The organism is Pseudomonas sp. 05N434, assembly GCF_056396965.1.
In genome coordinates this window covers 1-16,278 of the sequence record NZ_JBFTMK010000033.1, presented here as the reverse complement: position 1 = coordinate 16,278, position 16,278 = coordinate 1, and the positions used below count along the sequence as shown (strand labels likewise).

The following is a 16,278-nucleotide window of genomic DNA, read 5'->3' as shown; positions in this document are numbered from 1 at the left end:
GGCGACGATGGCTTGCGGGGCGATGGTCTTGCCGTCTACGCCTTGCACCGCTTCAAGCTTGAACGCCTCGGCGATGATTCGATTCGACTCATCGGGGTGCTCGTTGAGAAAGGCGATGGCCTTGCGGTGCGCACGCAGCAGCTTCACCACATCTTCCGGTCGCTCCTGCAAGGTTTTGGGTAAGGCGATCACCACGTACCAAGGGTAATTCGGCAGCGCCTGATTGACGTCGAGCAGGATCCGGCTCGACCCGCGCAACAACGACTGGCTGACAAAGGGTTCCCAGGAAAACGCCGCATCGACAATGCCGCGCTCCAGCGCCGCGTTCATATTGCCGGGTGGCATGTCGATGATGTCCAGATCCTTGTCAGGATTGAGCCCGGCCTTTTCTTTCAGCACATAGCCGCGCAGCAGCACATCCATGCCACTGCCCTTCTTGACCCCGGCCAGTTTTTTCCCCTTGAGTTCATCCAGGGCGGTAACCGGACTCTTGGCGTCGACAATCACCGCGGCCTGACCGTAATTGACCTTGGCCAGAATCCGGCTTTGCAGCCCCCGGGAAAACCATTGATACACCGGCGGCGTACCGACATAGGCCACATCCAGCTCGCCAGCGGCCAGCGCCTGCTGGATTACCGGACCATCGCCCAAGGCCTTGAGATCGACATTCAAGCCTTCCTCGCGGTAGTAGCCCTGTTTGTCGGCGATCAACGCCGGGGCGTTGGCCATGGCGAATACGTAACCCACACGCAAGGGTTTCTCTTCGCCAGCCACGGCGAATACGCTGCTTGCCAAGGCGGCAACAGACAAGGAAAGGGCAAGCAGCGAATGTTTGATCATGCTGTCAACTCAGGTTGGCGGGTTGGGTAAGCGGAGGCTGCAGGCACTTCCATGACCTGGGAAATGCGCTCCATCAGCTCATTGCGGTAATCGAGAAAGGCCGGCAACCGGCGGGTTTCGAGGTTGGAGCGAGGACGCGGCAAATGAATATTCAGTTCGCTGTGGATACCGCCGGGGGCGATGTTGAGCACGATGACCCGATCCGCCAGAAACACCGCTTCGTCGATATCGTGGGTAATGAACAGCACCGTCTGACCCAATTCAGCCCAGATGCGCAAGGTCTCTTCGTTCATGCTGTTGCGGCTGATGGCATCCAGTGCAGCGAATGGCTCATCCATCAGCAACACGCTGGGCTCCAATGCCAGGGTCCTGGCCAGGGAAACCCGCTGCTGCATGCCGCCAGACAACTGATGCGGCAACCGATGCGCGGCATTCTCCAGACCGACCAGACGCAGGTACTGCAAGGCTTGAGAACGCTGCTGCGATTCGTTGATCCGAGCCGCCATTCGCAGGCCGAAACGGACGTTTTCCAAGGCGCTCAACCAGGGAAACAACTGCGGCGCCTGAAACACATAACCCAACTCCGAACGCTCTGGACGCACCGCCGTCTGGTTGATACTGATCTGACCACTTTGCGGTTGCACAAAACCTGACAACAAGTTCAGCAAGGTGGTTTTCCCGCAACCGGATGGCCCCAGGATCGCAACGAACTCACCGGGCCTGGCGTTCAGGCTGAAAGAGGAAAACACGCGATGCCCATTGGGGTAGCTGAAGCTGATGTCATCGACCGTCAGCGCATCGGYTTGCTGCTGTGCGTAAGGGAGGGTTTTGAACATGGCAAGTGTCGTCAGGTCGTTTACAATGGGAATACCTGGCATAATACGTATTAATACAAGTCATCCCAATAACCTATTTTTATAACCTTAGAAGTGAAGGCGCACCGCCCTCCTCCAAGGCCATGGAAACCGACAGTGTCTACGTCCATTCTTCGCGACAGCACCACCTCACTCTACGAGCAGATTGCCCAGCAATTGCTGGAAGAGATTCAACGTGGCGACTTTGAGCCCAGCGGCAAGCTGCCGTCAGAAGCAGAGCTGGGTAAACGTTTTGCGGTGAGCCGCGTCACCGTTCGCCTGGCGGTGGGCAAACTCAGCGACGACGGCGTGGTAGAGCGCAAACAAGGCAAAGGCACCTTCGTGGCGGCCAAACAGGTGCGGCACGGCCTGGACGCGTTGCGTAGTTTTCATGAAGCCTTGTTGCTGCAAGGGCTCGAACCGAGCATGCGCGTCATCAGCCATACCCTGCAGCCGGTTCCAGAGGCATTGCGTGGTTTGTTTGAAGAAGCGGACGATTGCCTGCTTCTGGAACGACTGCATTTCGTCGATGACGAACCCATCGCACTGGGCCGCAGCCATTTACCGGCCGAATTGGCCAGCGTGGTCTGGACTGAAGTCGAGCATCAACCGATTTACTCCATTCTCGAGTCGATCACTGGCATGGCGGTCACCCGAGCCGATCTGGCGATCCGCGCGCAAGAAGCCGATAAACACCTGGCCAGTGCCTTGCACATCAAACGTGGCGCGGCACTGCTGGTCATGGAGCGCACCTCCTGGTTTGCCGACGGCCGCTGCTGCGACCGTACGACCTTCTACATCCGCCCGGAACGTTATGCCTTTGTCTTGAGTGGTGTCTTCAAGTCCAGACCCGCCAGCTGAATCAGTGCACCCGCAGGAATGCCCGCCTCAATCGCCAATTCAACCCGACGCATGGCGGTCAATGGGGTTTCCATCGCCGGTTTGATTCTCACCGTGCCGTGGGTTTCATTGGCCCGGGAGCTCAAGGCTTTTGAGAAAGCCTGCGACCAGCGCGTTGAACGCCTCGCCTTGATCATCGTGTACATAGTGACTGGCGCCTGCGACCTCCACCGTCTGGACGTGCGGATTGCTGGCGCTCATCGCTTGCAGCATCGCGGGCGGCAGAAAGTCCGAGCGGCCGCCGCGAATGAACAGGGTCGGGCAATCCAGCGCGCGCACCGCCGGCCATAGGTCCGTCGGCTCGATACTCAGGCGCGCCTCGGCAATACCCTGCTGATCATGGCGCCAGGTGATCACGCCATCGCTCTCTTTCATCGAATGAGTGAGCCTTGATGCCAGGCCCTGTTCCGACAACCCAGGGCGCGAAGCCTGCCAGAATGTGCGGGCCGCCTCCCAGCTATCGAACTGCAAAGGCGTCTGGCTCATCTCGCGGCGAATGCGCGCTGCGCCATCGCCCTGGATTGAGGAGCCGGGGCCGATGTCCTCGATCATCAAGCCAACCAATCGCCCCGGGTTTTGCCGCGCATATTCAAGGGCGTTGGCGCCCCCTAATGAGTGCCCCAGCAATACAAAACGCGACAAGCCAACATGGGCGACCAAGTCCTCGAGGTCCTCGACATACGACTGCGTGTGGTAGCTGCCGGGCGCGACCCAGTCACTCAGTCCTCGACCGCGCTGGTCCAGGGCATAGACGCAGTAGCCTGCACCCAGAGATTGCACCAGCGATTCCCAGGTTTGGGCATAGGCCCGCAAGCCATGCAATAGCACCAGAGGCACACCGGTGGATTCACCCCAGCGCAAAAAGTGCAGGCGCAAGCCAGATCGGTTGGTAAAGAAACAGCTGTCAGAAGGCATCGTTTGGTTCCTTATATGCGTGGCTTCGACCGACCTAGAAACGATCGAACCGATAAGGGCTTGGATCAATGATCGGCGCATGACCGCTGACAAGATCCGCGGCGAGGTGACCTGCCGCGGGCGACGTGCCGAAGCCGTGCCCCGAGAAGCCGGTGGCCACGGTCAGCCCCGGAATCTGCGCGACCGGCCCAATGACAGGATTCGAATCGGGTGTGACATCAATAGTGCCTGCCCAGGCCTGGGCGATCCGCGCCTGTTCAAACACCGGCCAGGCCGCAATGAGGTTGTTCATCGCATCGTTATTGAGCCGCGGGTTGGCGGCCGGGTCCTGCACCCTGACGCGTTCGAACGGGCTGACACTGTCGGATTTCCAACGCCGGGCAAGCGCCAGGTCATTGAAAAAAGGCTTGCCCAACGACACGTTCAGAACGCTGCGTTGCGCACGGAACTGCGGCATGTATTGCTTGGCAAGCAACAGGTGGTCGAGGGTCAGGAAGGCATCCAGTTTGCCGCGCTGGGTAATGATGAAGCCGCCGTCCTTGTGCTTGCGAAACGAAAAGTCCGGTGCGCCGACAGCAATTTCCGTCGGCCCCTCCATTGGGTGAGTACGTAGCACCGAGCAGGTCAAGGGCAAGGTCGGCAACGACACACCGAGGTTGCCCAGAAAACGCCGTGACCACATCCCCCCAGCCAGCAGCACATGATCACAGCGAATCTCACCTTGCTCGGTGACCACGCCACTGACCGTGCCGGCGGACATTTGCAGCGTCCGTACCGCGCACTGCTCGATAATCACCACACCCAGGGCCATGGCGGCCTTGGCGATAGCGCTGCTTGCCAGCGTCRGTTCGGCACGCGCATCGGACGGCGTGAAGATGCCACCGGCCCACTCACCCACGCCACCGGGCACCAACGCGTCAATCTCGCGCTTGCTGAGCAGCCGTGAATCCAGCGACAAATGCTCCACCGACTTGAGCCATCCCTCGTGCATCGCCATCTGCGATGGGTTGCGGCCCACGAACATGATGCCCTCCTGGCGATACCCGACATCCGCCCCTACCCGCTCAGGCATCTTTGCCCACAGACGGTCAGCGGCGAGGGCCAGGGGGATATCGGCCGCATGGCGGCTGGTCTTGCGTACCCAGCCCAGGTTGCGTGACGACTGCTCGCCGGCGATACGACCTTTTTCCAGCACCACCACCGCAATATTGCGTTCGGCCAATGTCAACGCTGCAGTCAGGCCGATAATCCCGCCGCCAATGATGACGACGGAGGTTGCGGAGGGAAACACGGTAGACGTTTTCACGGGCGCTATAGTGGGTGCCATGATCAAGACTCGGTAAACGAATGAGGTAGGCCACGCCTGCGCATGGCCGCGTGACAGTTACTGCGACAGTCGAATGACTTCAACTTGCGCCTTCGACGCGTTGCGATACGCCGTCACTTCCAGCTCCACCTTGTAGACCGTCGACCCCAAGGGCGGACAGGTGACGGTGCTGGCTGGATCAACGCCGCGAAACTTTTCGCCGATCAGGGCCATCACGACAGGTACGTCCTTGGGGTCCTGGATGAACACCCGCGAACACACCACATCAGCCAGGCTCGCATCGACCGCCGCCAGGGCCGCCTCGATGTTGGCAAACACTTGATGCGTCTGCTCGAGGATACCTTCCGGAATCAGCTTGGTTTGTGGGTTGCGGCCTGCGGTGTTGGACACGTAGATCCAGTTGTCCACGACCACCAGGCGCGAATAGCTGGCCTGATCTTCAAACGGGGAACCGGTCTTGAGCTTGATGATTTTTGTCATGTGGAATGCCTCGTCAATATTAGTGATGGCTGGCTTAGCGCAGAACCGGGGTTTCCCACAGGTTCAAGGTGACGCCGATGCCTTTTTCGATGGCGTTGCGGTAAACCACCGTGCCCCAGGCCACGTCTTCCACGGGCATTCCGCCCACCGACATGATGATGATTTCTTCATCGTTCTTACGGCCTTGCGCGGCCCCGGCGATGATCTTGCCAATGTCCTCGACGTCTTCGAGCCGCATCTTGCCTTCGGCAATCATGTCCATGAAGCGCACGCCAATCACCGGCACGCAGTGATGCGCAGGCTTGGGCAATTCTTCAAACCAGGCTTGGTAGAGACCGGTGTTGTCCAGCACCTTGCGTACGTCGCGCTGTTCCATCCCGTCGTCAAGGGAGCAGGATGCTGGCATCGCGAGGAAGGCACCTGGCTTGACCCACTCGCGCTTCACAATTGGGTAGGTTGTGGGATCACCCACCTCACCGGAGCTACAATAAGTAACAAGGTCGGAGTCACGAACCACCGCTTCAAGGGTGTCGACCACTTCGATCGTGGTGACCTGCGGGTAGGTTTCCTTGACCCAGGCAATAAAGTTATCAAGGCTCTTCTGGCCGCGACCCTTGATCTTCAGTGTGTCGATATGCGGGCATACCGCGATGAATGCCGCCAGTGTGGTCTTGCCCATTACACCCGGGCCGAGCAGGCCGACGACTTTCGAGTCCTTGCGTGCCAAGTGGCGCGCGCCCACGCCGGGAATCGCACCGGTGCGGTACGCGGACAGCAGGTTGGCCGACATATGGGCCAGCGGTGCGCCGGTGTCGGGGTCGTTCAAGGTAAACATCAGAATCGAGCGCGGCAGGCCTTTTTCGCGGTTGGCGATATTGGAGCCGTACCATTTCACGCCTGCGGTGCAAAAGCTGCCGCCCAGGTAGGCAGGCATGGCCATCATGCGTCGGTCAGCCGTGGGCTTGGGCATGTTCGGGAAGGGTGAATCCTGCGGGAAGATCACCATCGCGCCATGGGAGTCATTGTTCGGACCGGCCATGCGATAGTCACCGGCATAGAGCAGGCCGAACATCTCCTCCATGGTGTTCACGCACGCCAGCATGTCAGTCACGCCCGCGCGGATCATGTCCTGCTCGGAGAGGTAGATGAAGTCGATTTTTGTATTTGTAGACATAGTTATTCTCGGGCTGAAGGTGATATCGCTGCGGTAGGCGCAGCTCCACGCTGTCGACCTCGAGTATCAGGGCGCGCTTTTCGGCGGTATTGTAAATTTCGGACATGCCCGATTGACCGGCGCGCAACAGTTGGCGTGATTAATGCGTGAAAACTTCCGTATCGCTGCTCATCGAAGGTGCAACCATGATCAAACAGTGCGCGCCGCCTCCCAGGCACCACACTGCGAACGAACAGCCCTGGTTCGTGCTCAACTCTTCACGGTATTCGGTCATGYCCTCCGAACACCCGGCGATTTCGCATTTCTATGCCTTCGATGTGGCTCAGTCAGCCAACCTGCTGGCCGTGCCGGACGGTTGCGTGGATATTGTTTTCGACTGTGATGCAACACGCCCTACCGCCCGGATCTGTGGCACGCCGCTGGCTGCCCAAGCGGTCGAGTTACACCAGAACCATCACTACTTCGGCGTGCGCTTTTCACCGGGCGTCATTCCCGGATTTATCAATGTGCTGGCCGAGGAATTGACCGAACGGGAACTCGACCTGCTGGAGGTCTCGGGGTTCGCCCAGCGCATCTTCGAAAATATCGTTCAAGCACCACTGCTGGGCGATCAGATGCGGCTGTTCAACGACTACCTCGCCCCCCGCCTGATGGGGAGAACGTCAGCACTCACGGCCATGGTCATTCAGCAGGCGCTGCGCCACCGCGGTGATATTCGTATTCAGCAACTGGAAGAACTCAGCGGGTACACCAGTCGCACGCTGCACCGACAGTTCAGCCAGGACACTGGTATGTCACCCAAGACCTTTTGCCGAATCATCCGCTGCCAGGCAGCTCTGGACACCCTCAATACCCAACACGATGTATCGTTTTCGGAGCTGGCCCTCGACCTGGGCTTTTCCGATCAATCGCACTTCCTGCGCGACTTCAAGAAATTGGTCAGTACAACGCCTTGCGACTATCAACGCAAAATGGTCCAAAACGCCTATAGCGACCGCATCAACTACGCCTGACCCGCCCTTTCAAAATTTCACGAGCGCTTGAATATCAGCCTGGAAAAGGAAATCGGGTGGGAGGACAGCGTCAGCCGCACATGAGGTCTTTAGCGCATAGCCCTGAGCGTTTCAGACGGTGACTCGCCGAACAATTGCCGGTAATGCGCGGCAAAGTGGCTCAGATGAAAAAAGCCCATCGCCATCGCGATCTCACTGATGTTGTGAGTGCAGGCAGAGGTTGTGATCAAGCGGCGTCGCACCGCGTTGAGGCGTAGATTGCGCAGGTATTCGACCGGACGCATTCCGGTCACTGCCTGAAAACTGTTCTGCAGGGTCCGGCGACTCACCCGCAGGTGCTCGCACAGGTCGAGAATGCTCRGTGGTGTATCACCACTGGCATCGATCAGCTCTTGGCAACGCTTCACCAGGTAAGCACTCACGGCGAAATTACCGCGACGACAACGTACCTCATCGGTGGCGTGGCTGAACAAATCGAGGAACGCGCCGAGCAGTTCTTCCTCCAGCATTTTCTCGGCGGTTGAGTTGATAGCGTCCGTCTGTTCCAAAAGGTGATGAAACAGCGGGTGGATACGCTGACGTATTCGCAACAGTAACGCATCATCCACGCTGAGTTGGGACGTGGTCTTCAGGCGCTTGAGCTGATCGTCAGACAATTCGAAGGCCGCCAGTTTGGCGAAGCGTACCGCGTCGATATTGAGCGCAAAGAAGTGCATGCCTTCAGGGGCGTGCAACACAAACTCCTCGCCGTCACGCAACAGTACCACGCTGTGAGTGCCCACCTGTTGCCCCTGCACCACCGGCGCGCAGCCTAACGACATGGCTGCGCACAGCCGACCTTTGGGCGCATAGCCGCGCTGTACCACGCGTTTGTCCAGCACTTCCTGGAAGATTTGAAAGCGGTCAGAGGACAACTGCCGCAGCTCACTGGTCAGGCAGCCACGGCCGAGTTGGTCATACACTTGTCGCCAGCCCTGGATGGAGCCAGCGTGTTGTTGAGGGTCATTGAAGGTTCGAACTTCAGCAAGCATGGTCGTCGTTCCTCGGTGGCCCCGTTTGTTTATCGGCCTGAAAGGGACTCAGTCATCCGTGACGGCAGCTATCGTTCACACCGGGGCGGCGTCCGCCTTGAAAACCAAAGCCAGTTCCATGCCAAGCATGTGCAGGCAGTACGTGGCGGGCTGGATATTCATCGGCGGCAACAACGCCCCGGACAACACGACCTGCCCAGCCTCCACAGGTTGACCGTCGGCCAACAGACGCCGAATCAGCCAGCACAGATTGGCCAGCGGGCTGTCCTCCCGATCACGCGTATTACCGTTACCGCAGAGCGCGCCGTCGCACTCCAGGCGATACGCTACGTTGACGTGGTGTACAGGATCGAACGGGATACGCGGTCCGAGACAATAAAGCCCCGCCGCCGCGTTGTCGGCAAGAAAGGCGCCCACTCCGAAATCCCAGCCCTGCCAACGGCAGTCGGCGATCTCGAACGCGGGCGCTACGTCGCCGATGGCGGCCAGAATATCCTCGTCACGGTAATCCCCCGGCGCCAGGGTACGCCCCAGTACAAACGCCAATTCGATCTCCAGCTTGGGCTGGATCAATCGCGAGAACTCCACCGCCGTACCCGGCTCGACGATCATGCTATCCATCAGGCCGCCATACACCGGCTCGTCAAGGCCAAAGCGTTTTTGCGCGGCGCTGCCGGCGAAGGCGACCTTCCACCCGCTCAGTCGCTCGCCTGCGGCTTGGCGATGGTCCAGCGCCTGGCGTTGCAGCGCATAACCCGCAAGCCGATCTATCGCCTCGGGGGCCAGTGGCGCAATGGCTTGCACCGTGCGCGTTGCCTGATGTAGCCGGTTAAGTAGCGCGTTGCCGCTGTTCATGACAGTTGCTCCGCCAGTTTGCGCAGCACACCTTCAAGCCTCTCTGGTGTGGTAATGGCGGCGACAAACCGGTCCGGACGCACCACCACGATGCAGTCACGCACCCTGGAGAACCATTCACCCAGGCGATTATCCACGTCCTCCACGCTGATGGCGTCCGAGGCCGTCAACGGCTGGCCACGTCCGATGCCGCTGCGCGAACGATTGACCTGAATGAAACGCGTGTCCCAGCGCGCCCAATAAGCGGCCATTTCCTCGCTGAGTTGCTCGCGCGGGTTCACCCGATAACCCAGCACCGCATAGGAATTGCCAAGCACTTCGTCCAGGCGACGACGCTGCCCCTGGGCGTCTTCGATATGCGGCTGTACAAACAGCTGGCCGACCAGGTCGTCCTCGCGCAACTCGGCCCGCTCGTGATAGACCAAGCCCTTGGTGATGGTGGCCTTGGGTTTGAATTTGAACTCCAGCAGGTGCGAGCGCAGGTTGTCGACACTGTTCACCGCCTGGAACAGCCAGTCGCGCACGCCGGCCATCAGCGGGTTGGTCATTCCCAGTACCGCGCCCATGTTGTCGGCCAGGGCTACCAGCTCGGTGGCATGCCCACGGCGCTCCTGGTCGTAGCTGGCGAGGATCGAGTGCGAGGCACGGCCCTGGATGATCGCCGCCAGTTTCCAGGCCACGTTGGCCACGTCCCTCAGCCCGGAATTGAGGCCCTGCCCGGCCCAGGGTGGAGAAATATGCGCGGCATCACCCACCAGCGCCACACGCCCTTCGACAAACCGCACCGCGACCCGGGAGTGGTGGGTATAGGCGCGGATGCGGATGATGTTCAACTGATCGACCGCGTTGCCGATATGCCCACGGATCAAGTCGCGAATGGTGCTTTCCTCACACATCCTCGCTTCATCTTCGCCCTCCAGGAGCATGAATTCCCAGCGGCGTTGCTGGTACGGCAGATAGATGCACACGAAGGGCCGCTCCGGGTCGGCATGCAGTGCGGTGTAGGGTGCATCTAGGGTGTCATTGGCCGTATCGACCACCACCCATTTGCGCGCATGTGTCAGCCCCGACAGCTCGATACCGAGCTTTTTACGCACAGTGGAGCGTCCGCCATCGGCGCCGATGACATAGTCAGCCCGCAGTTGATAAATCTCGCCTTGAGCATCGCGCACCTGCAATGTCACGCCCTGCCCGTCCTGCTCGAGTTCGAGCATTTCGTGGCCTTGGCGCAACACAACGCTGGCACGCTGTCCCAGGGTTTCGCGCAACGTGCCTTCCAGCAACTGCTGCATGAAAATATTACGCATTGGCCAGCCGTAATGGGCGGTACTCGGCTTGACCTCGGCGAAGCACACACCGCGTGCATTGTAATAGCGCAGCGGTACATCGCAGATCATGTCGCGTACAGCGAGATCGGCGATGCCGATCCCCTGCAGCACGCGCAGTGCTTCATCATCCATGCCCACCGCGCGTGGGTAAGGCAGTACGCCGTCGGCAAGCTCAAGGACGACGCAGTCGATACCGTACATCCCCATATAGTGTGCGGCCGTGATCCCRTTAGGGCCGCCGCCGACAATGACAACTTGGGTCTTCTCCTGCTTCATCGCTATTCACCGCTTTCTTGTTGTGTTTTTAATCCGACGCCGCTAAAGCCATGCGCCTGAAATCAGTGCAGTCCATCAATACCTTTGACGTCTGCCGCCTGCAGACCGCCCAGCCGCGCATGCAAGCGCCCGCGCGTGGCGAAGGCCCAGATCACGATTACCTCATCCGGCGCGGGGCCGTCGCCAAACATCAGGGACATGCTGTCGTAATGGGAGCGTACATACAGTGCATCCTTGTGGGCCAACGGCACATCGATGGTTGAACCCGGGGCGCCCCGTTTGCCGGTGGACGGCACCCAGGATTTGCCCCCGCCCAGCGCCAGGCGCACCGGATCGGCAGCCGGGTTGGTCAGGAACGCATTGCCGTGTTCGTATTCGCCCTGGCTGCCCACCATGCAAGCTTTACCGTAGCTGACAATATCCCGCGAGCCGGCCAGCGCCTGAATGCGACGACCGAACTCTTCGCCCAGCAGCGGCGACGGTTCTACCAGCTCTGTCAGCGACTCGCTGTAGCGACCGGCATAGGGGTTGGCGATCACGGCGGCGACGGCATATTTGAACAGCGGCTCGCCATCGGCTAACTGGCCACTTTCGTTGGCCAGGGTTTCTTCGACAAAGCTGTACCACTTGCGGATGTGATACGAAGCAAAATTCGCGGTTTTCATCTGGGTGGCCTCAAAGTGGGTCGAGTGGGTCTAGATTGAAATGTCGGCTTGGCGCGCCAGCGGCCTTGAACCGGGCCTTGCCGCGCGCATCGTCGTGTTCGGTCTCAAGGAAAAATTCCATGCGATTACCGTCAGGGTCGTTGAAATACACACCATGGCCGATTTCGTGATCGGTGATCTTCACCACCTCGACGCCCTTGCCCAGCAACATGCCGTAGAGCTGGCGCAAGGTGGTCATGTCCCCGGCGATTTCCAATCCATAGTGTTGCAACCCCAACCCGCCCTGATGGGCGCCGGGCTCTGCACGAAGCAAGGCGATGTCGTGATGTTTGGTGCCAAACGCCATCATGACCCAGCTTTCGCCCCGGGCACTTTCATGCATGCCCAGGATGTCGGCGTACCAGCGTGCCGACACATCAGGATCACTTACCGAGAGCGATAAGTGAGTACGAAGGATTTCGACTTTCATCGCGTGATACCTCAGCTTTTTTTGACCACGGATTGATGCCCTGCCTTGATCTGCGCCACCGCGGGGGTCCAGAGCACGTCAGCGATCTCACTGAATTCGCGCCACTGTTTCTGCCAGCCATCACCGCCATTCCCGGAGGTGAACAAGTGCCCGTACTTGGTTCCCGCAACGATCTGTCGCGGATTTTCCGGGTTGAAGGCAATGGCCCAGACGCAGGAATTGGGTTGTTGCGGCAGGGGCAGCACTTCCCAGCTGAGCGCAGCATCACGGGACACCAGGATCTTGCTGGTGGTACCGGGCGTGCCATCGGAAATACTCAGGTACAGGTCGCTTTGCGTGCCCAACGGCGCGTTCATGGCGCGCATGTAGTACAGGCCAAACGCTTCTCGACCGATAATGCCAGTCCAGGTCAGCCCCTCATCCAGGCTGCGGTAGACGGCGTTGACGCAGACCACCACGATGACTTTCTGACCATGATTGGGCAGTACCAGAATGTTGTGGACATCCGAGTTGTAGTCCCACAGCAGCCGATCATCGACGCGCGTCCAGCTGTCGCCACCGTCACGGGAGTGGAATAACCCACCCTCTTCAAGGCCGAACCATAGCTGGTTGCGGTCGGTCGGGTCATAGGCGAAAGCCAGCAGCCGTGGGCGGCTGACTCCGTCGCAGAATTCCGGAATCTCAACCGGCGCACGATCCCAACTGAGACCACCGTCCAGCGTCCGCCACAGTACGGCGCGCGAAGGTGCACCGGTGCCGACGAAAATCCGTTGCGCGTCCTGCGGATCGACGGCGACTTTCCAGACCGTCTGCCCGTTGAAAGGCGAATCGACCCGCTGCCAATGGCCGCCGGTGTCGCGGCTGACACACAAACCTACGTCCGTGCCGGCGTAGATCACCTCAGGCTCGCCGGGGTGCACGCTCAAGGATCGAGTGATCGCGTCGAACTCCAGATCCTGGCCCAGGCCCAGGCGATGCCAGGTCCGACCCTCGTCGGCGCTGCGGATCACCGCCTGCCCTACCGTGGCCACTAACAGGGTTCCGTTACTCATCGTTGGTGCTCCTCAGATGTAGATGCCGCGGGTCAAACCGCCGTCGATGCCGATGGATTCTCCGGTCACCGCGCCAGCCTTCGGCGACGCCAGGAAACCAATCAGCCAGCCCATTTCAATCGGTGCCAGGGTGCGGCGAATCGGCGTCGCGTCGATGTAGGCCTGCTCAACCTGTTCCGAGGTCTTGCCTTGCTTGACCGCTTCGCGCTCGTACAACTCCTGGATGTGCGGGGTATCCACCACGCCGGGATGGATCAGGTTGACCGTGATGCCCGAAGGGCCCAACTGGTCGGAGAGGGTTTTGGTCATGTGGGCGATCGCCAGGTTGCGCATCCCCGAGAGGACTTTGCTGCTACGCCCGGTGAGGCCGCCGATGTTGATGATGCGACCGAAACCGCCGGCCTTCATGTGCGGGGTCACTGCCTTGGCGCAACGGAAGTAGCCGATCACCTTGGTGTTGAGATCCGACAGCAACTCGTCGTCGCCGGCATGTTCGATGTCATTGCGCACCACGCCGGACGGCGCTGCGGCACCGTTGACCAGGATGTCGATGCGGCCGAAGTGTTTGTGCGCAGCTTCGACCATGTCAGACACGGCCGACATCTGATTGGTGTCGCAGTACAGCGGCAGTACTTCGTTGCCGGTCTGAGCCGTGATCTCTTCGGCAGCCTGTTGGAGAAACTCCATGCGGCGTGCGCAGATCACCACCTTGCAGCCCTCTTCGGACAGAAAACGTGCGACTTCCTTGCCGATACCCATACCGCCGCCGGTGACGATGGCCACGCGGCCTTTCAATTCCAGATCCATAGCATTTCCTCTTGTGATTATTCGGTTCAGGCGAGATCGACGAAGACGCTCTTGGTCTCGGTGTAGGCATCGATCACGTTTTTACCCATTTCCCGGCCCCAGCCAGATTGCTTGTACCCGCCGAACGGCGAAGCCGCGTCGACCACGTTCCAGCAGTTGATCCACACCGAGCCCGCCTTGAGCTGCGCCGCCACGCGGTGCGCCGAGCGCAAGTCGCGGGTCCACAGGCCTGCTGCGAGGCCATAAGGCGAATCGTTGGCGCGCAGCACCAGGTCGTCGATTTCGGTCCAGCTCATGACGGTCAGCACCGGACCGAATATCTCTTCGCGGGCGACACAGGCACGTTCGGCGCGATCAAGGAACACGCTGGGCGCAATGAAGTGGCCGCGCTCCAGGTGGGCGGGACGGCCGCCACCGCAGATCAGTTCGGCGCCCTCCTCCTGACCACGTTGCAGGTAGCCTTTGACCGTGCTCAATTGGCGGCCCGACACGAGTGGGCCCATGCTGGTGGCCGGGTCCAAACCATTACCGAGCACGTGGGCGGTGGCATGCCGCTCAAGTTCTTCGAGCACCTGATCGAGCACACTGGCGTGTACGTATAAACGTGAGGCAGCCGTGCACACCTGGCCCTGGTTGTAGAAGATGCCATCGGCGGCACCTTTGGCGGCGCGCACGATATCGGCGTCTGGCAAGATGATGTTCGGCGACTTGCCGCCCAATTCCAGCGAGACCTTTTTCATGTTGCTGGTGGCCGCCTGAGCGATCAGCCGACCGACCTGGGTCGAGCCGGTAAAGGCAATTTTGTCCACGTCGGGATGCTGCGCCAGCGGTCCGCCCGTTTCCGCGCCAAGACCGGTGATCAGGTTGACCACCCCCGCTGGAAACCCGGCGGCCTCGATCAACTGCACCAGTCGAATCGCGACCAGTGGAGTTTGCTCGGCAGGCTTGAGCACCGCGACACAACCTGTCGCCAGCGCCGGGCCAAGCTTCCACACGCACATGTTCAACGGGAAGTTCCACGGTACGATCAGCGCGCACACACCCACCGGTTCACGCAAGGTGTAGTTGAGCATCGGCGCACCGCTGGCCGGCGATACAGGCAACGTGCTGCCTTCGATCTTGGTCGGCCAGCCGGCGAAATAGCGAATGATGGTCGCCGCACTGGCCGCTTCACCTCGAGCGGCCGAGATGGGCTTGCCGTTCTCCAGCGTGATCAACTGCGCCAGCTCCTCGCGGTGCTGATCCAACAGGTCCGCCAGTCGAAACAGCAGCAGACCGCGCTGGGCGGGAGACTGCAGCGCCCAGGCGCCGTTGAACGCTGCGCGGGCTGCCGCAACGGCCGCATCTACGTCACGCGCGTCACCTTGGGCCACTTCCGTCAGGGTTTCTTCAGTTGCCGGGTTTTCCACGGCAAACCGTCGGCCAGCGGCGGCGTCCTGCCAACTGCCACCGATAAACAGGCGGCCAGGCTGGGACAGAAAATGTTGCACAGCAGGTAGCACTTCGAACTGTTTCATCATCGACTCCTTCACAGCGCCATTTCGATCAGGCAAGGACCACCGTCGGCATTGGCATTGGCCAGCGCCTGTTGCAGTTCGGCATTGGTGTGCACTGTGCAGGCCGGCACACCGTAGCCCTTGGCCAGCGCTTTCCAGTCAATCCGCGGGCTATCGAGCACCGTCAGGCGCARGGCTTCGGGGCCCATTTCAGTCATGCCGAAGCGGCGCAGTTCGTTCTGCAAAATGGCGTAGCGATGGTTGGCGGCAATCAGGATCACCACCGGCACCTGCTCACGGGCGATGCTCCACAGGGTTTGGATGGTGTACTGGGCACTGCCGTCGGATTGCAGGCAGAACACGCGATTGCCCCGCTCCGCCAAGGCGGCGCCAAACCCCACCGGAATGCCCTGGCCGATCGCGCCACCGGTATTGGTCAACACCCGGTGCCGCGCGGCGCTAGCAGAGGCGGTGAAAAACGGATAGCCACAAGTGCCGCCTTCCACGGAGACAATGCTGTCGTCCGGCAGCGATGCGGCTAAAACCTGGCCGATGGACTGAGGTGTGAGCTCGGCATGGCCTAGCGGCAGTTCGATGCCCATCGGTGTCGGCACGTAGGCCGGTGCATTGAGGGCATCGGCCAGCGCCRTCAGCGCGCCGGCTACATCGTCACCGACATCGGCCAGCGTCAGCAGACGCTCACGCTCGGCGAGGCGCGACGGGATGCCTTCGTAGCCGAAATAACTGATGGGCTCCGGCACCCCGGCACACACGACCTGGTCGTACTGCTCAAGGA

The 16,278-nt window shown here is 60.4% G+C and carries 17 protein-coding genes and 1 pseudogene; 2 read left to right on the top strand and 16 right to left on the bottom strand.

The window, feature by feature from the left end:
• On the bottom strand, window positions 1–840 hold an 840-nt coding region (locus AC1DLB_RS04030), incomplete at its 3' end, for an ABC transporter substrate-binding protein (protein WP_477784632.1).
• Window positions 837–1,676, bottom strand: coding sequence for an ABC transporter ATP-binding protein (locus tag AC1DLB_RS04025; protein ID WP_477784631.1), 840 nt, complete (start codon window positions 1,674–1,676; stop codon window positions 837–839). The genes AC1DLB_RS04025 and AC1DLB_RS04030, both read right to left, overlap by 4 nt.
• 135 nt (window positions 1,677–1,811) lie before the next feature.
• Here AC1DLB_RS04025 and AC1DLB_RS04020 point away from each other — a divergent pair, with 135 nt between their 5' ends.
• Complete coding sequence (locus AC1DLB_RS04020; RefSeq protein WP_019578600.1) at window positions 1,812–2,555, top strand: GntR family transcriptional regulator; 744 nt, start codon at window positions 1,812–1,814, stop codon at window positions 2,553–2,555.
• Here the strand turns inward: AC1DLB_RS04020 and AC1DLB_RS04015 are convergent.
• The 5 genes and pseudogenes from AC1DLB_RS04015 to AC1DLB_RS03995 form a co-directional block, all read right to left on the bottom strand.
• Window positions 2,543–2,650: pseudogene (locus AC1DLB_RS04015) on the bottom strand (aldehyde dehydrogenase family protein); the annotation flags it as partial. The gene AC1DLB_RS04020 and the pseudogene AC1DLB_RS04015 sit on opposite strands and share 13 nt — an antisense overlap.
• Window positions 2,651–2,660: 10 nt before the next feature.
• Window positions 2,661–3,509, bottom strand: a complete 849-nt coding sequence (locus AC1DLB_RS04010) for an alpha/beta fold hydrolase (RefSeq protein WP_477744361.1) — start codon at window positions 3,507–3,509, stop codon at window positions 2,661–2,663.
• A gap of 34 nt (window positions 3,510–3,543) precedes the next feature.
• Window positions 3,544–4,836, bottom strand: a complete 1,293-nt coding sequence (locus AC1DLB_RS04005; RefSeq protein ID WP_477784630.1) for an NAD(P)/FAD-dependent oxidoreductase — start codon at window positions 4,834–4,836, stop codon at window positions 3,544–3,546.
• Between the two features lie 57 nt (window positions 4,837–4,893).
• Window positions 4,894–5,316, bottom strand: coding sequence for a RidA family protein (locus AC1DLB_RS04000; RefSeq protein ID WP_477744360.1), 423 nt, complete (start codon window positions 5,314–5,316; stop codon window positions 4,894–4,896).
• Between the two features lie 34 nt (window positions 5,317–5,350).
• A complete protein-coding gene (locus AC1DLB_RS03995; protein WP_018927864.1) occupies window positions 5,351–6,490 on the bottom strand; it encodes an ornithine cyclodeaminase family protein in 1,140 nt (379 codons plus the stop codon).
• Window positions 6,491–6,675: 185 nt separating this feature from the next.
• On the opposite strand from AC1DLB_RS03995, the gene AC1DLB_RS03990 reads away from it, so the two are divergent.
• On the top strand, window positions 6,676–7,503 hold the full coding sequence (locus AC1DLB_RS03990; RefSeq protein ID WP_477784629.1) for a helix-turn-helix domain-containing protein: 828 nt from the start codon (window positions 6,676–6,678) through the stop codon (window positions 7,501–7,503).
• Window positions 7,504–7,592: 89 nt separating this feature from the next.
• Here AC1DLB_RS03990 and AC1DLB_RS03985 read toward each other — a convergent pair whose 3' ends face one another.
• The 9 genes from AC1DLB_RS03985 to AC1DLB_RS03945 all read right to left on the bottom strand — a co-directional run.
• The gene (locus tag AC1DLB_RS03985) at window positions 7,593–8,534 is read right to left on the bottom strand and encodes a helix-turn-helix domain-containing protein (RefSeq protein WP_477784628.1); all 942 of its coding nucleotides are present in this window, start codon (window positions 8,532–8,534) and stop codon (window positions 7,593–7,595) included.
• A 75-nt stretch (window positions 8,535–8,609) separates the two neighbouring features.
• Complete coding sequence (locus tag AC1DLB_RS03980; RefSeq protein ID WP_138867351.1) at window positions 8,610–9,389, bottom strand: 2-keto-4-pentenoate hydratase; 780 nt, start codon at window positions 9,387–9,389, stop codon at window positions 8,610–8,612.
• Window positions 9,386–10,993, bottom strand: coding sequence for a bifunctional 3-(3-hydroxy-phenyl)propionate/3-hydroxycinnamic acid hydroxylase (locus AC1DLB_RS03975; RefSeq protein WP_018927860.1), 1,608 nt, complete (start codon window positions 10,991–10,993; stop codon window positions 9,386–9,388). Before AC1DLB_RS03975 ends, AC1DLB_RS03980 begins: the two co-directional genes overlap by 4 nt.
• 62 nt (window positions 10,994–11,055) lie before the next feature.
• Complete coding sequence (locus tag AC1DLB_RS03970) at window positions 11,056–11,658, bottom strand: amino acid synthesis family protein (protein WP_018927859.1); 603 nt, start codon at window positions 11,656–11,658, stop codon at window positions 11,056–11,058.
• Between the two features lie 10 nt (window positions 11,659–11,668).
• Window positions 11,669–12,127, bottom strand: a complete 459-nt coding sequence (locus AC1DLB_RS03965) for a VOC family protein (RefSeq protein WP_018927858.1) — start codon at window positions 12,125–12,127, stop codon at window positions 11,669–11,671.
• An 11-nt stretch (window positions 12,128–12,138) separates the two neighbouring features.
• Entirely contained in the window at window positions 12,139–13,179 is a 1,041-nt protein-coding gene (locus AC1DLB_RS03960; RefSeq protein WP_018927857.1) for a VPS10 domain-containing protein, read from the bottom strand.
• A 12-nt stretch (window positions 13,180–13,191) separates the two neighbouring features.
• Window positions 13,192–13,986 (bottom strand): SDR family NAD(P)-dependent oxidoreductase, encoded by a 795-nt coding sequence (locus AC1DLB_RS03955; protein WP_019578593.1) that lies wholly within the window; start codon window positions 13,984–13,986, stop codon window positions 13,192–13,194.
• 26 nt (window positions 13,987–14,012) lie between these two features.
• Window positions 14,013–15,503 (bottom strand): aldehyde dehydrogenase family protein, encoded by a 1,491-nt coding sequence (locus AC1DLB_RS03950; RefSeq protein WP_477744359.1) that lies wholly within the window; start codon window positions 15,501–15,503, stop codon window positions 14,013–14,015.
• An 11-nt stretch (window positions 15,504–15,514) separates the two neighbouring features.
• On the bottom strand, window positions 15,515–16,278 hold a 764-nt coding region (locus tag AC1DLB_RS03945), incomplete at its 5' end, for a thiamine pyrophosphate-dependent enzyme (RefSeq protein WP_477784627.1).

Bases quoted from the DNA above. Each gene is read 5' to 3' on its own strand.
- AC1DLB_RS03980 (WP_138867351.1), bottom strand. From the start codon at position 9,389: ATGAACAGCGGCAACGCGCTACTTAACCGGCTACATCAGGCAACGCGC.
- AC1DLB_RS03960 (WP_018927857.1), bottom strand. From the start codon at position 13,179: ATGAGTAACGGAACCCTGTTAGTGGCCACGGTAGGGCAGGCGGTGATC.
- AC1DLB_RS04010 (WP_477744361.1), bottom strand. From the start codon at position 3,509: ATGCCTTCTGACAGCTGTTTCTTTACCAACCGATCTGGCTTGCGCCTG.
- AC1DLB_RS03950 (WP_477744359.1), bottom strand. From the start codon at position 15,503: ATGAAACAGTTCGAAGTGCTACCTGCTGTGCAACATTTTCTGTCCCAG.
- AC1DLB_RS03970 (WP_018927859.1), bottom strand. From the start codon at position 11,658: ATGAAAACCGCGAATTTTGCTTCGTATCACATCCGCAAGTGGTACAGC.
- AC1DLB_RS03965 (WP_018927858.1), bottom strand. From the start codon at position 12,127: ATGAAAGTCGAAATCCTTCGTACTCACTTATCGCTCTCGGTAAGTGAT.
- AC1DLB_RS03995 (WP_018927864.1), bottom strand. From the start codon at position 6,490: ATGTCTACAAATACAAAAATCGACTTCATCTACCTCTCCGAGCAGGAC.
- AC1DLB_RS03955 (WP_019578593.1), bottom strand. From the start codon at position 13,986: ATGGATCTGGAATTGAAAGGCCGCGTGGCCATCGTCACCGGCGGCGGT.
- AC1DLB_RS04000 (WP_477744360.1), bottom strand. From the start codon at position 5,316: ATGACAAAAATCATCAAGCTCAAGACCGGTTCCCCGTTTGAAGATCAG.